Annotated in this window: 10 protein-coding genes; 5 read left to right on the top strand and 5 right to left on the bottom strand. The window is 70.7% G+C overall.

Features of this window, described 5'->3' with window-relative positions; genetic code table 11:
* Positions 1–104: 104 nt before the first annotated feature.
* Positions 105–2108, top strand: coding sequence for a malto-oligosyltrehalose trehalohydrolase (gene treZ / locus ACEI37_RS01475; RefSeq protein ID WP_373376992.1), 2004 nt, complete (start codon positions 105–107; stop codon positions 2106–2108).
* Positions 2105–4774, top strand: a complete 2670-nt coding sequence (gene treY, locus ACEI37_RS01480) for a malto-oligosyltrehalose synthase (RefSeq protein WP_373376993.1) — start codon at positions 2105–2107, stop codon at positions 4772–4774. Before treZ ends, treY begins: the two co-directional genes overlap by 4 nt.
* 10 nt (positions 4775–4784) lie before the next feature.
* Here the strand turns inward: treY and ACEI37_RS01485 are convergent, their stop codons facing one another.
* The gene (locus tag ACEI37_RS01485) at positions 4785–5351 is read right to left on the bottom strand and encodes a malto-oligosyltrehalose synthase (protein WP_373376994.1); all 567 of its coding nucleotides are present in this window, start codon (positions 5349–5351) and stop codon (positions 4785–4787) included.
* 466 nt (positions 5352–5817) lie between these two features.
* On the opposite strand from ACEI37_RS01485, the gene ACEI37_RS01490 reads away from it, so the two are divergent.
* From ACEI37_RS01490 to ACEI37_RS01500, 3 genes are read left to right on the top strand one after another with little or no spacing between them, the layout of a single operon-like run.
* Positions 5818–6189, top strand: coding sequence for a BON domain-containing protein (locus tag ACEI37_RS01490; protein WP_373376995.1), 372 nt, complete (start codon positions 5818–5820; stop codon positions 6187–6189).
* A 49-nt stretch (positions 6190–6238) separates the two neighbouring features.
* A complete protein-coding gene (locus ACEI37_RS01495; RefSeq protein ID WP_025585081.1) occupies positions 6239–6469 on the top strand; it encodes a hypothetical protein in 231 nt (76 codons plus the stop codon).
* A gap of 42 nt (positions 6470–6511) precedes the next feature.
* Positions 6512–6910, top strand: coding sequence for a hypothetical protein (locus ACEI37_RS01500; RefSeq protein WP_373376996.1), 399 nt, complete (start codon positions 6512–6514; stop codon positions 6908–6910).
* Between the two features lie 82 nt (positions 6911–6992).
* Here the strand turns inward: ACEI37_RS01500 and ACEI37_RS01505 are convergent, their stop codons facing one another.
* From ACEI37_RS01505 to uvrA, 4 genes are all read right to left on the bottom strand, one after another.
* The gene (locus ACEI37_RS01505) at positions 6993–7676 is read right to left on the bottom strand and encodes a BON domain-containing protein (protein WP_373376997.1); all 684 of its coding nucleotides are present in this window, start codon (positions 7674–7676) and stop codon (positions 6993–6995) included.
* Positions 7663–8550, bottom strand: coding sequence for an endonuclease/exonuclease/phosphatase family protein (locus tag ACEI37_RS01510; protein ID WP_373376998.1), 888 nt, complete (start codon positions 8548–8550; stop codon positions 7663–7665). The genes ACEI37_RS01505 and ACEI37_RS01510 overlap by 14 nt, the downstream gene beginning before the upstream one ends.
* 35 nt (positions 8551–8585) lie before the next feature.
* The gene (locus ACEI37_RS01515; RefSeq protein ID WP_373376999.1) at positions 8586–8954 is read right to left on the bottom strand and encodes an endonuclease; all 369 of its coding nucleotides are present in this window, start codon (positions 8952–8954) and stop codon (positions 8586–8588) included.
* Positions 8955–9057: 103 nt separating this feature from the next.
* On the bottom strand, positions 9058–14928 hold the full coding sequence (gene uvrA, locus ACEI37_RS01520) for an excinuclease ABC subunit UvrA (RefSeq protein ID WP_373377000.1): 5871 nt from the start codon (positions 14926–14928) through the stop codon (positions 9058–9060).
* Positions 14929–15095 lie beyond the last annotated feature (167 nt).

The following is a 15095-nucleotide window of genomic DNA, read 5'->3' on the forward strand; positions in this document are numbered from 1 at the left end:
GCTGCGCCGCGGGCTTGCCGGTGGCGCCGCGAATGCGCCGTTCTGCTGGCATGGAGTTCGCATTGCGCAAGGATCCGATTTCCCCCAGAAGGCAGGAGCCGAATTTGAACGCCGACCCCTTTCTCCTCGCCCCCGGCACGCGCTCTGCCGTGCCACCGCTGGCGCCGTTCGACTGCTTTGCCGCGCCTTCGGCATCCGCCTTCAGCTCGCATGACGAACCCACGCAGGACTACCTGTTCGGGCCGGCCTGGCTGCCGGACGGGCGGGTACGCTTCCGCCTGTGGGCACCCGACGCCGCCGAGCAGGGACAGGCGGTGCGCGTGGAAATCGCCGGGCTGGGCCCGGTGCCGATGGCGTGCGGCGCCAACGGCTGGTTCGAGGCGATCGTGCCTGGCTGCGCGGGCGCGCGCTACTGGTTCCGGCTCGACGACGGCACCACCGTGCCGGACCCGGCCTCGCGCTGGCAGGCCGACGATGTCCACGGCCCCAGCATCGTGCCGGCACGCGACGCCGCCAGCGCGTTTGCATGGACCTGCCCCGACTGGCGTGGCCGCCCCTGGCACGAAGCCATCGTCTATGAAATGCATGTGGGCCTGTGCGGCGGCTACGCGGGCGCCGCACAGCAGCTGCCGCGGCTGGCCGCGCTGGGCTTCACCGCGGTCGAGCTGATGCCGGTGGCCGAGTTTCCCGGCACGCGCAACTGGGGCTATGACGGCGTGTTGCCGTTTGCGCCGGAGTCCGGCTACGGCGCGCCCGACGACCTGCGGGCGCTGGTCGACCGCGCCCACCAGCTCGGCATGATGGTGCTGCTGGACGTGGTCTACAACCATTTCGGGCCGGAAGGCAACTACCTGCACCGCTACGCCAGCGCCTTCTTCCGTGCGGACCGCCAGACCCCATGGGGGCCGGCCATAGATTTCCGCCGGCCGCAGGTGCGGCGCTTCTTTACCGAGAACGCGCGCTACTGGCTCGAGCAGTTCCGCTTCGACGGCCTGCGCCTGGACGCCGTGCATGCCATCGAGGACGAAGGCTGGCTGGCGGCGCTGCCGGGCGAACTGCGCACCGCGCTGGCCGATGGCGATGGCCCTCGTCGCCATCTGCACCTGGTGCTGGAGAACGACAACAACGATGCCGCGCTGCTGGCCGCGGGCTACGACGCGCAGTGGAACGACGACGCGCACCACGCGCTGCACGTGCTGCTGACCGGCGAGGACGATGGCTACTACCGCGACTACAGCGCGACGCCGGATACAGTCGATAGCGGCGATGGCGACAGCGCCGCCGCCGGGCGCGGCTTGCCTGCGCTGCGCCACCTCGCGCGCGTGCTGGGCGAAGGCTTTGCCTACCAGGGCGAACGCTCGGCGTTCCGCTCGGCCGCCCTGCCCGCGATGGCGGAGGGCGTGCGGCGCGGCCAGCCCAGCGCGCACCTGCCGCCCACGGCCTTTGTCTGCTTTCTGCAGAACCACGACCAGACCGGCAACCGCGCGCTCGGCGAACGGCTGGTGCAACTGGCCGATCCTGACGCGCTGCGCGCGGCGATCGCCATGCAGCTGCTGTGCCCGCAGGTGCCGCTGGTGTTCATGGGCGAGGAAACCGGCAGCGCGCAGCCGTTCCTGTATTTCACCAGCCATCCGCCCGAGCTGGCCCGGGCCGTGCGCGACGGACGCCGGCGCGAGTTCGCCGCGACCGCCGCGTTCAGCGACGACGACCGCGCCGCGACCATCCCCGATCCCAACGACCCCGCTACATTTGAAGCCTCGCGCCCAAGCTTCGACGATGACGGCGACTGGACGCCGTACTACCGCGAACTGCTCGCCGTACGGCGGCGCGAACTGCTGCACCGGCTGGCCGGCTGCCAGAGCGCCGGCGTCGACGTGCTGGGGCCGGCGGCGCTGTGCGCGCGCTGGCGGCTGATGGACGGCGTCGAGCTGAGCCTGTGGCTCAACCTGGGCAACGAAGCCGTGCCGTGCACGCGGCCGTGCCACGATCGCAGCACCGCGCTGCATGAGAGCAGCGCCGGCGCGGCCGCGGCCCTGTCGGCCGGGCTGCTGCCGCAGCGCTCGTGCGTGGCCACCGTGTGCGAGCCCGCCGCGGCCCGCGCGCGATGATGCCTGACGGTGCGACGCAAGCGCTGCCGCGCGCAACCGCCCGGCTGCAGCTGCACCCGGGCTTCACCTTTGCCGATGCCGCCGCCGTGGTCGGCTACTACGCTGCGTTAGGCGTCAGCCACCTCTATCTGTCGCCCATATGCGGTGCGCGGCCCGGTTCCACCCATGGCTATGACGTCACCGATTTCACCGCGGTGCGTGACGAGCTGGGCGGCGAGCCCGGGCTGAAAGCGCTGGCCGCGCGCGCCCGCGACGCCGGCCTCGGCCTGATCGTCGACATCGTGCCCAACCATATGGCGGCCGACCCCACCCACAACGCCTGGTGGCGCGACGTGCTGGCGCATGGCCGCGGCAGCCCTTGCGCGGCCACCTTCGACATCGACTGGACCCCGCGCGACCCGGCGCTGCACGGCAAGGTGCTGCTGCCGATCCTGGGGCAGTCGTACTGGGACACCGTGGTGGCCGGGGAACTGCGCTGGGTGCCGGCCAGCGACGATGCCCCCGCCCACCTGCGCTATTTCGACCACACGCTGCCGCTGGCACCGGGCAGCGTCGACGCCGAGGCCGAGCGCGACGGCCCCGCCTGGTACGACGCCACGCGTGCCGACGGCCGCGGCCGCCTCCATGCCCTGCTGGAACGCCAGCACTACCGGCTGGCCTGGTGGCGCACCGCCGCCGCCGCGCAGAACTGGCGCCGCTTCTTCGAGATCAGCGACCTGGTCGGCGTGCGCGAGGAGGACGAGCGGGTGTTCGATGCAGTCCATGCGCTGGTCCTGCGGCTGCTGCGCGAAGGCTGGATCGACGGCGTGCGCGTCGACCACGTCGACGGCCTGGCCGATCCCGCCGGCTACTGCCGCCGGCTGCGCGCCGAGCTGGACCGCCACGCCGCCGCGCGTCCGCCCACGCTGCGGCTGCAACATCCGTGGCTGGTGGTCGAGAAAATCCTGGGCCCGCGCGAGCGCCTGGCGCCGGACTGGCAGGTGCATGGCACCACCGGCTATGACTTCATGGACGAGATCGCCGCGGTGCTGCATGACGGCGACGGCGAGGCGCCGCTGGATGCGCTGTGGGCCGCGGTCAGCGGCGATGCGCGCGACTTTCCCGCGCATGTCGAAGCCGCGCGGCGCCAGGTGCTGGAGCGGCACCTGGTGACGGAATTCGAAGGCGCCGCCGCCTGCCTGCGCGACTGCGCCGAGCAGGAGCCCGGCACGCGCGACCTGACCCGGGCGGCGCTGCGGCGTGCGCTGGCCGCGCTGATGGCGGCGGTGCCGGTGTATCGCAGCTACTTCGACGCGCGTCCGGCCGAACGCGACGGGGCCGCGGCGCTTGCCGATGACGCCATGCTCGAACAAGCCATGCGCGCCGCGCGCGCCGGCCTGGCGCCCGACGAAGCGGTGGCGCTGGCCTTTATCGGCGGCTGCCTGCGCACCGCCGCGCCGGCCGACAGCGAGACCGGCGCGCTGCGCCGCCGGCTGCAGCAGCTGATGCCGGCGCTGGCGGCGAAGGCCGGCGAGGACACCGCGTTCTACCGCTACGGCCGGCTGCTGTCGCGCAACGAAGTCGGCAGCGATCCGGCCCGGCTGGCGATGCCGCCGGCGCACTTCCACGCCCGCATGGCGGCGCGGCGGCTGGCCTGCCCCTACGCCATGCTCGCCACCGCGACCCACGACCACAAGCGCGGCGAAGACGCGCGCATGCGCCTGGCGGTGCTGAGCGAGGTGCCGGGTGCGTGGGCCGATGCCGTGGCCGCGTGGGAGGCCGCGTCGGCACCGCTGCTGGCCACGTTGCCGCACGCGCCCGACCCCGGCGACCGGCTGATGCTGTACCAGACCCTGGTCGGCGCCTGGCCGATGGAAGACCTGAACCTTGCCGACGATGCCGGCGCCGCGCAGCCCTTGCTGGAGCGCGTGAGCGCGTGGCAGCGCAAGGCCATCCGCGAAGCCAAGCGCCATGGCAACTGGACCTGCCCCGACACCGATTACGAAGCCGCATGCGAGGCCTTCCTGCACGGCCTTTCCGCACACGCGCCAGCGGGCGGAACCGGCAGTGTGCTGGCGCAGATCGGCCAGTTCGCGCAGCGCATTGCCGCGGCCGGGGCCCTGAACAGCCTGGCGCAGGTGCTGGTGCAACTGACCGCGCCCGGCATTCCTGACCGCTACCAGGGCTGCGAAGGCTGGGACCTGAGCCTGGTCGACCCCGACAACCGGCGCCCGCCCGACTACGCGCGGCTACAGGCACGGCTGAGCTGCAGCGCGGGCTGGGCCCACTGGCTGGCGCACTGGCGCGACGGCCGCATCAAGCAGCAGCTGGTGCGCCAGGTGCTGGCGGTGCGCCGCGCGCATGCGGCGTTGTTCGCCGACGGCCAATACAGCATGCTGGCCGCGCAGGGGGCGCTGGTGCCGCAGGTGCTGGCGTTCGCGCGCAGCGCCGACGGGCGCCAGGCCATCACCGTGGTGACCCGGCTTGCCGCCGCGCGCGTCGACCCCGACCTGCCGCGCATTCCGCAAGCGGCCTGGGGCGATACCACGCTCAACGTCGGTGCGCCGCAACGGAGCCGCTGGACCGATGCCCTGACCGGCCATGTCATCGACGCGCCCATGGGCCGCCTGCGGCTGCGCGAAGTGCTGGGCGGCCTGCCGGTCGCGCTGCTGCTGCGCGAGCCCTGACGCGTCGGGCTCAGGAGTGCGGCGGCGCCGTCGGCTGCCATACCACCGGCGTGAACGGCCCGCGCCCGGCCTGAGTGGGCGAGGCGCTGCGTTCCTGCGGCAGGTAGGGCCGGATCACCACGGCCACGTAGTCGTCTTCCTTGGGCGTTACCACGATGTACGCGAGCCCCGACATCACCAGGCCGACCTCGCCGAGCTCGGTGGCGATGCGCGCCACGATAAAGCGCTGCAGCAGCATCGGATTGACGCTGTCGTCGATCGCGAGTGCGGCGGTGCAGATGGTCAGGAAGCAGCGTTCGACCTCGCGGCACACCACCACCACTTCATCGATGGCATAGCCGGCGCGGCTGGCACGCACCAGCACCGACACCCCTGCACTGGGCACGGCGCGGTGCCATCCCGGCTTGACCTTGAAGCTGGGCAGGGCCAGTCCGGAACCGGTGTCCTGCGCGACGGTGTTGAAACGCTGGGCAAAGTCCGAAGGCGTGATCGCAAGCAGCTGGCGCTCGACCGGTGCCGACGACACCGATACCGACGAGGCCAGGACCACGGTGGACAGAATGCTGGCTAGGTTCATAGCTTCCTCGCAACGGCTATACGCTCCCCCGCGCTGTCGGGCCCGGCAGCACACGGCCGCAAGCTGCGCCGCGGCGGGAAGGCCGGCGTTGCGGGTGCTCGCCGGCACTTGCCGCACGCCAGTTGTTGCCAGCATTTCCTTCACTATAGACAGGGCCGCACGCCAGCACAGGACGGAACGCAAGCGGCACGCCAGCCGGCGCGCCGCGGCCCTGCGCAGCGCAGTACGCCCTGCGCCGGCTCAGCCACGCACGCCATGCAGTTTCTGCAGCGCCTGTAAAAACTACGGCGCATGCGCCACCACGGCGCGACGGCGACGGCGGCGCCTGGCGCACAGCCCGCGCCGTGGCGCAGCATCGGCGCGCTGGCGGCAGTGCCCGCGCCCATGGCCATGCGGGAACGGAGCTTGCAGGCAAATTGCAGGTGCGGGCTGAACCGCAGGCCCGCCAGATGTACAGGAGGGCCTCATGACCGCACGCTATCGTTCCCGCATCGCCGCGCTGGCGTTGCCGCTGGCAGTGCTGGCCACGGCGGCCTCCGAACCGGGCCGGGCGGCACCGACCGACGCGCCCGCGGCACCGTCTTCCACGGGCCGCACCGCGGCACCGCGCGACACCGCTGCCGCCAGCGACCGCGCCATCACTGCCGAGGTGCAGGCGCGCCTGGCCAATGCGCGCGCGCTGGACCCCGCCAGGATCCGCGTTTCGACCACCGACGGCGTGGTCAAGCTCGAAGGCACCGTGCGCGATGACAAACAGCGTACGATGGCCATGGAACTGGCGCGTTCCGTGCGCGGCGTCAGCGCGGTTTCGGATGAACTGCGCGCCGGCACCGATTGACGACCTGTCGCCTGTCCGGCAGCGCCATGCCAACCTTGATGGAGACGTGATGAGCACCCATCGCCAGCCCGACCACGACACCACCCGCCGCCGCAGCGAGCCACGCGACCCGCATAAGGGCGGCCCCGACACCGAGCACGAGCGCGGCAAGCCGGGACGCGACCGACGCCACGATGTCGAGCGCGAGCACGACATTCCCGACGAGAACGGCGAGCCGCCCTCGGTCAGGCGCCCCGGCGGCAAGCCCGAGGAAAGCGAGCCGCCGGTCGAGAACTACTGAACCACGGCGACCCGCCTTGCACTCACCCGAACAGGAGGCATGATGAGCAAGACCGTACGTACCGGCCCCACCCGGCATGCCGGCACCCGCACCGATCGCGTGGGCAGCCCGTCGGCGGGCCGGCGCGAAGGCGCGCAAGCCGCCTCCGGCCGCGGCCGTTCGCGCCAGAACACGGCCACCGGTGCGGCGCGCGCCGACGCCGGCAACATCCCCAGCACGCTGGATCCAGACCTCGACCAGGAAACCAACGATATCGAGAACGAACTCGAGCAGCGCGATGAGGACGCGCACAGCCCCGAGGAAGAGGAAACCCCCGAGGAAGAGATCGCCGATGAAGTGGTGCGCGCGGCCGAGGCACTGCCGAGCGACGTGCCGGTCGACAAGGCCGACCGCACCGACGAGCGCGAAGAAAACCCGCCGCGCCCGCCCCGGGTGGATTAACCCGACGCTGGAGTAACCCGACAGCGCGGCTTCGCAGAACCTCAGGGCCGGGCGGCTCCGGAGGTGACGGAGCCGCCCTGAGTCATTCGGAGGCCAGGATGCCGTAGGGCCGCACGCGGATGTGGTTGATCACGTCCTGCACGCCGAACACGCGCTCGGCAATCTCTTCGATGTCGTATTTGCTGCGGCGATCGCCGACGTGGCCCTCCAGCGTCACCAGGCCGTCCTGCACCCGCACCGTGACTTCGCTGACATCGAGCTCCTGCGCATGCGCGAGCCGGTCGCAGACTTCATCATGGATGCGGTCGTCGCCGCGGCGGTAGTTCTTCGGGCCGCCGCGGCGGTAGCCCTGGTACGCAGGCGCGTCCCAGTCGTCGGCGCCATAACCGCCCGCGCCGCCCGCGCTACCGTAAGGCGCGCCGGCAGGCCCGCCGTACCAGTCGCGCCGGCCCTCCCACCGCTCTGCGCCATACGGTACGCGGCGCCGCGACCATTCGTCTTCATAGCGGGCCTCGTCCCAGGGTTCCGTCGCGGGCCCCCAGCGCCAGGATTCGACCACCCTGCCATACCGGCCCTCTTCCGCGCCTTCCAGCGGACGGGTGTCATCCCGCGGCAGCCGCTCTGCGGTATTGCCATAGCGGCCCGCGGTCAGGTTGCGCTGCCTGCGGTTGCGTGCCTGCGCGGGAATGCCGCTATAACCCTGGTCATTGCTGCCGTACTGGTGATCGGGGCGCCTGCGCAGGTATTCATCGTCACGGTGTTTCATTGAAGTCCTCCTTCGCGGGCGCAGTGGTACGCCGCTCATTCCACCCGCCCTCCGGCACCTCGAAACAGGCCACCAGCGGCAGGTGGTCCGAGGCCACGCGCGCCAGCGGCGAGCGGTGGCTTGCCACCGACACCAGGTGCGCGCGCGGCGACACCCAGATGCGGTCCAGCGCGAACAACGGCAGCCGCGATGGAAAAGTCGCCGTGTGCGGCGTGTGTTCGAAATACGCGTGCAGCCAGCGCAGCGGCCGGCCCCACAAGAACCATTCATTGACGTCGCCAAGCAGGATGGTCGGCAGCGGCGGCGCCGCGGCGACGTAGTTCAGCAACTGCTGCACCTGGTGTCGGCGCTCGCCCGGGCGCAAGCCCAGGTGCGTGGCGATCACGCGCAGCGGATTGGCGCAGCCGGAGGCGGTGCAGGCAACGGTGGCGTCGATGGCACCGCGCGGCTCGCAGCCCTTGACGGTCAGGTCGATCTGGTTCACGGCCTCGGGGGCGAAGCGCGTCAGCAGTGCATTGCCGTAGTCGGCGCTGCCGCGCACCCGCGTAAAACCGGACACCACGTGCATGCCAGTGTGTTCCGCCAGGTATTCCAGCGTATGGTCGTTGCTGCTGCCCGATTCCACTTCCTGCAGCGCAACGATGTCGGCGTCGAGTTCCGCCAGCACGGCGGCGATGCGGTCGGGGCGATAGCGGCGGTCGATGCCGACGGCGCGGTGGATGTTGTAGCTGACCACCGTCATCTGAGCCAGCCCCGACGCGCGTGTCGGCGGGCAATGCAACGCCCCGGCGGCCCCGGCCACGGCCGGGGTATCGCCGGGCTCACGCGCGTGGGCAGGATTTACAAGGGACGGTAAGTCCGGGTGCATTCGCATGGCCGGTCTCGAGCAGCGATTGGAAGGCGCGATCCTCAGGCCCCGTCGAGGAACTGATTGGGCCTGCCGGTGCGGCGGCCCAGGTCAGGGCTTTCCCAGCGGGCGCCTTCCATATACGGGTCCGGCGTGCGCTGCATGGTGGTGCCAGGCATGCCAGGCTGCGCCGGCATGGTCGACGGCTGGGCCTCCGGCGCGGTGGCCGCAGGTGCCGTCGGGGCGAGGTCAGTACGCGTCGGCGCATTGGCGCCCTGCGTATAAGGGTCGAACTTGTCGGTGCTGCGCGCGCCCTGCGAATACGGGTCGTAGGAGCCGCGCGGCGTACCCGGCGTCTGTGCCATGGCGGGCATGGCGGCCGCCGCCACGGCGATGGCAGCGAGCAGTCGGCTGGTGCGGATATGCTTCATGGTTACCTCCGTTGGGGCGCGATGTGCGCGCCAGTAACCATGGGCAAGCGAAAGGCGTGCCCGTACGCCTTTCGCTCCGCCACGCCCCGTGCCGCGCCCGGCCTCAGGCGATACTCACCTTGCCCCCATTCCTCGCCTCGGCGTTGCCCCGCGCCAGCACCGGCACCAGCGCCGCGCCCGTATGGCTGGCGCGGTTGCGCGACAGCGCTTCCGGATCGGCCGCGCCGACGATGGTGCCGCCGCCCGCGCCGCCTTCTGGACCGAGGTCAATGATCCAGTCGGCCTCGGCAATCACATCGAGGTCATGCTCGATCACCACCACGCTGTGGCCGCCGTCGGTGAGCCGGTGCAGCACGCGGATCAGGCGCGCCACGTCGGCCATGTGCAGGCCCACGGTCGGTTCGTCCAGCACGTACAGCGTGTGCGGCGCCTTCTGGCCGCGCCGAGTGACGTCGTCGCGCACCTTGCTCAGCTCGGTCACCAGCTTGATGCGCTGCGCCTCGCCGCCGGACAGCGTCGGCGAGGGCTGGCCCAGCGTCAGGTAGCCCAGGCCCACGTCCTTCATCAACTGCAGCGGATGGGCGATGTTCGACATGGCGGAGAAGAACTCCACCGCCTCGTCGATCTCCATGGTCAGCACTTCGCCGATATTCTTGCCGCGCCAGGTCACGGCCAGGGTCTCGGGGTTGAAGCGCTGCCCGTGGCAGACATCGCACGGCACCTTCACGTCCGGCAGGAAGCTCATGCCGATGGTGCGCACGCCCTGCCCCTCGCACGCCGGGCAGCGCCCGTCGCCGGTGTTGAACGAGAAGCGCGAGGCGGTGTAGCCGCGTGCGCGCGCTTCCAGCGTATCGGCGAACAGCCGACGGATGGTGTCCCATACGCCGATATACGTTGCCGGGCAAGAGCGCGGGGTCTTGCCGATCGGAGTCTGGTCCACTTCCAGCACGCGGTCGATGGTTTCCCAGCCGGTAATCGCCTCGCAGCCATGCCAGTTGTGCTGGACGTTGAGCGGCTTCCTGGCACTGGCCTTGCCCGCGCCATTGTCATCCTTAGCCGCATTGCGCGCGCGCCGGGTCGCCGGCGACGACAGCACCGAGCGGCCCACCGCATCGAGCAGGTTGGTCATCAGCACATCGCGCGCCAGCGTCGACTTGCCGGAGCCCGACACCCCGGTGATCGCCACCAGCCGCGACAGCGGCAGGCGCGCGGTCACATTGCGCAGGTTGTGCAGCGACGCGCCGTGCACCGTCAGCCATTCCGGCGGATCCGCGGGCTTGCCCGCGGCGCCGGGCCTGACCTTGCGCCGCGGCTGCAGCGGGTGGACGATCGGGTTGGCCAGGAACTGGCCGGTGGTGGAAGCCGTCGCCGCGGCCAGCTCGGCCACGCCGCCCTGCGCCACCAGCGTGCCGCCGCGCTTGCCCGCGCCCGGGCCGATGTCGATGATGTGGTCGGCGCGGCGGATGGTGTCTTCGTCGTGCTCCACCACCACCAGCGTGTTGCCCTTGTCGCCCAGCTTGCGCAGCGCGTCCAGCAGGATCTGGTTGTCGCGCGGATGCAGGCCGATGGTGGGCTCGTCCAGCACGTAGCACACGCCCTGCAGGTTGCTGCCGAGCTGCGCCGCCAGGCGGATGCGCTGCGCCTCGCCGCCGGACAGGCTGGGCGCGGCACGGTCCAGGCTCAGGTAGCCGAGCCCCACTTCTTCCAGGAACTGCAGGCGGCTGCCGATCTCGCTGACCACGTCGCGCGCGATCTCGGCCTCGCGCCCGGACAGGCGCAGGCCGTCGACCCAGCGGCGGGTCTCCGATACGGTCCACTGCGCCACGTCGACGATCGCGTTTTCATCGAACGTCACCGCGCGCGCCACCGGGTTCAGGCGGGTGCCGTGGCAGTCCGGGCACGGCGTGTCGACCACGCCTTCGGGTTCCTGCTCTTCCGACGGCAGGCTCTGCTCGCGGCCGCGGTTATCGTCGGCCAGCACCGTGTCGTCGAAGGCCGCGCGCTGCTCGCGCGTCAGCGCCAGCCCGGTGCCGACGCAGGTGCCGCACCAGCCGTGCTTGCTGTTGTACGAGAACATGCGCGGGTCCAGTTCCGGATAGCTGGTGCCGCATTGCGGGCAGGCACGCTTGGTCGAGAACACCTTGACCTCGCCCACGTGCGCGGTGCCACCGTTGTGCATGGCATGGTCGAGACCGTCCAGCGGCGCGAGCAGGTGCATCACGCCCTTGCCGGCTTCCAGCGTCTGCGCCAGCAGCGCGCGCAGCTCGGCCTCGTTGTCTGCCGACACCACCAGGTCGCCGACGGGCAGCTCGATGGTGTGCTCGCGGAATCGGTCCAGCCGCGGCCACGGGTCCACCGGCAGGAATTCGCCGTCGACGCGCAGGTGCGTATTGCCGCGCGCCTTGGCCCACTTGGCCAGGTCCGTGTAGACCCCCTTGCGGTTGACCACCAGCGGCGCCAGCAGTCCCACATGCTGGCCGCGATGGTCGCGCAGCAGCTGCGCGGCGATCGATTCGGGACTCTGCGACGTCACCGGCGCGCCGTCATGCACGCAGTGCTGGATGCCCAGCTTGACATACAGCAGGCGCAGGAAGTGCCAGACCTCGGAGGTGGTTGCCACCGTGCTCTTGCGGCCGCCGCGCGACAGGCGCTGCTCGATTGCCACCGTCGGCGGGATGCCGTAGACCGCGTCCACTTCGGGCCGGCCCGCGGGCTGTACGATCGACCGCGCATAGGCGTTGAGCGATTCCAGGTAGCGGCGCTGGCCCTCGTGGAACAGGATGTCGAACGCCAGCGTCGACTTGCCGGAACCCGACACACCGGTGACCACGTTGAACTTGCCGTGCGGGATGTCGACGTTCAGCGCCTTCAGGTTGTGCTCGTGCGCATTGACGATGCGCACCACGTCCTCGCCTTCGACCTCGCGGCGCGCGCGGCGCGCCTGCAGCGCGGCCTGCAGCGGCACGCCTTCGGTCTCGGCGCGTTCGGCGGCCAGCGTGCCGGCCTCGCCGAGGGCCGCGTCATAGTGGATCAGCGCCTGGCCGGTATGCGACCCGGCGCAGCGCTTGACGTCTTCGGGGGTGCCGGTGCAGACCACGCGCCCCCCAGCATCACCGCCCTCGGGGCCCAGGTCGATCAGCCAGTCGGCGGCGCGGATCACGTCCAGGTTATGCTCGATCACGATCAGCGAATGGCCACCGTCGAGCAGCTTGCCGAAGGCCCGCATCAGCTTGGCGATGTCGTCGAAATGCAGGCCCGTGGTGGGCTCGTCGAACATGAACAGCCGGCGCGGCATGGTGCTGGGCCGGGTGCGCGACGGCGTCGCCTGCGCGGCTTCGGCGAGGAAGCCCGCCAGCTTGAGCCGCTGCGCCTCGCCGCCCGACAGCGTCGGCACCGGCTGGCCCAGCTTCATGTATTCGAGCCCGACATCGACGATGGGCTGCAGCACGCGCAGCACCGCCGCATCGCCCGCAAAGCAGGCCGCGGCCTCGCTGACGGTAAGTTCCAGCACATCGGCGATGCTGAGCAGGCGTGGCGGCTGGCCGGGCGCGGCGCGCTCGATCTTTACCTCGAGCACTTCGGGCCGGTAGCGGGTGCCGTCGCAGTCCGGGCAGCGCAGGTAGACGTCGCTGAGGAACTGCATCTCGACGTGCTCGAAGCCGGAGCCGCCGCAGGTCGGGCAGCGCCCGTCGCCCGAGTTGAAGCTGAAGGTGCCGGCGGTATAGCTGCGCTGCAGCGCCAGCGGGGCCCTGGCGAAGAGCTTGCGGATCTCGTCGAAGGCGCCGACATAGCTGGCGGGATTGGAACGCGCGGTCTTGCCGATCGGCGACTGGTCGACGAAGACCACGTCGTCGACCAGCTCCGCGCCGGTCAGCTGGCGGAACGCGCCTGGCGACTCGGTGGCCTTGCCGAAGTGCCGCGCCATGGCGGGATACAGCACGTCCTGCAGCAGCGTCGACTTGCCCGAGCCGGACACGCCGGTCACGCATACCAGCCGCTGCAGCGGGATCTCCACCGTGACGTCCTGCAGGTTGTGCTCGGTCGCGCCCCCCAGCACGATGCGCGGCTGCTGTTCGTCGACGGGGCGGCGCTGCCAGTGCGAGGCATCGGCCACGCGGCGGCGCCCGCCCAGGTAGTCGCCGGTCAGCGTGCCGGCCTGGCGGATCGCCGCCGGCGTGCCGTCGAAGATGATGTTGCCACCGCGCTCGCCGGGGCCGGGGCCCATGTCGATCAGGCGGTCGGCGGCCAGCATCACCGACGGATCATGCTCCACCACCACCAGCGTATTGCCCGCGTCGCGCAGCCGGTGCATGGCCTCGACGATGCGGTTCAGGTCGCGCGGGTGCAGGCCGATGCTGGGCTCGTCCAGAACAAAGAGCGTGTTGACCAGCGACGTGCCCAGCGCCGTGGTCAGGTTGATGCGCTGCACCTCGCCGCCGGACAGCGTGCGGCTCTGGCGGTCCAGCGTGAGGTAGCCCAGGCCCACGTCGCACAGGTATTTCAGCCGCGTGCGCACCTCGGCCAGCAGCAGCTTGAGCGCGTCGTCCAGCATCGCGCTGGGCAGCGACAGGTCGTCGAAGAAGCGGCGGATCCGCTCGATCGGCAGCAGCATCAGGTCATGCACGGTCAGGCCCGGCAGCGCTTCCAGCCGGGTGCGGTCCCAGTCGACACCGCGCGGCAGGAAGCGGCGCTGTGGCGCCAGCACGGCGTCGGCATTGTCCTTCGAGCCCAGGCGCCACAGCAGCGACTCGGTCTTCAGGCGCGCGCCGCCGCAGGTCTCGCATGGCGTGTAGCTGCGGTACTTCGACAGCAGCACGCGGATGTGCATCTTGTAGGCCTTCGACTCTAGGTAGTTGAAGAACCGCATCACGCCGTACCACTGCTTGTTCCACTGCCCGTTCCAGTCCGGCGAGCCGTGGATGACCCAATCGCGCTCGGCCTCCGTCAGCTCCGACCAGGGCGTGTCGCGCGGGATCCCGGCCTTGCCGGCATAGCGCATCAGGTCGTCCTGGCATTCCTTCCAGGCCGGCGTCTGCATCGGCTTGATCGCGCCACCGCGCAGCGTCTTGCGCGCATCGGGAATCACCAGGCCGAGGTCGACCCCGATCACGCGGCCGAAGCCGCGGCAGGTTTCGCAGGCACCGTAGGCCGAGTTGAAGGAAAACAGCGCGGGCTGCGGGTCAGCATAGCGCAGGTCGCTGTCCGGGCTGTGCAGGCCGGTGGAATAGCGCCACACCGGGCCATCGTCGCCATCGGTCAGCACGTAGATGTTGACGCGCCCGCCGCCGCGCTTGAGCGAGGCTTCGATGGCCTCGACCACGCGCACTTTCTCGGCATTGCCGATGCGGAAGCGGTCCGCGACCACGTCGAGCAGCTTGCGCGCGCCGGTGGACGACTGCACCACGCGCTGCGCCTGCACGCGCGTATAGCCGCTGACCGACAGCCACTGCTGGACTTCCTCGTCGCTGGCCGATTCCGGCAGCTCCACCGGGAACGTCACCACCAGCCGTGCGTCGTGATGCGGCTGGCCCGCGGCCGTGCGCGCGACCAGGTCGGCGTAGATGGTTTCGGGCGAGTCATGCCGCACCGGCTGTGCGGTCTGCTTGTCGAACAGCTCCGCGGCGCGCGCATACAGCAGCTTCAGGTGGTCATTCAGCTCGGTCATCGTGCCGACCGTCGAACGCGAGCTGCGCACCGGGTTGGTCTGGTCGATGGCAATCGCCGGCGGCACGCCATCGACGCGCTCCACCTGCGGCCGGTCCATCCGGTCCAGGAACTGGCGCGCGTAGGCGCTGAAGGTCTCGACGTAGCGCCGCTGGCCTTCGGCATAGAGCGTGTCGAACACCAGGCTGGACTTGCCGGAGCCGGACGGCCCCGTCACCACGGTCATCTCGCCTGGACGCAGGTCGAGATCGACATCCTTGAGGTTGTGCTGGCGGGCGCCGCGAATGCGGATTAGCTGCTTGCTCGACACGGTTTCTCTTTCGGATCAGGACGTTAAGGGAGTGCCGGGAGAGTCCCGGACCACTGTACATCCATACAGTCTATCAGGTTGGAAAGGAATTCGTATCGGTCGCCTCGCGGTGAATGAGACAACTGACGGTGCGGGCGGATGCGCCAGCGGATTTGATTGCAGGTTCG

This window comes from Cupriavidus nantongensis, from assembly GCF_041726985.1.
GTDB lineage: Bacteria > Pseudomonadota > Gammaproteobacteria > Burkholderiales > Burkholderiaceae > Cupriavidus > Cupriavidus nantongensis_A.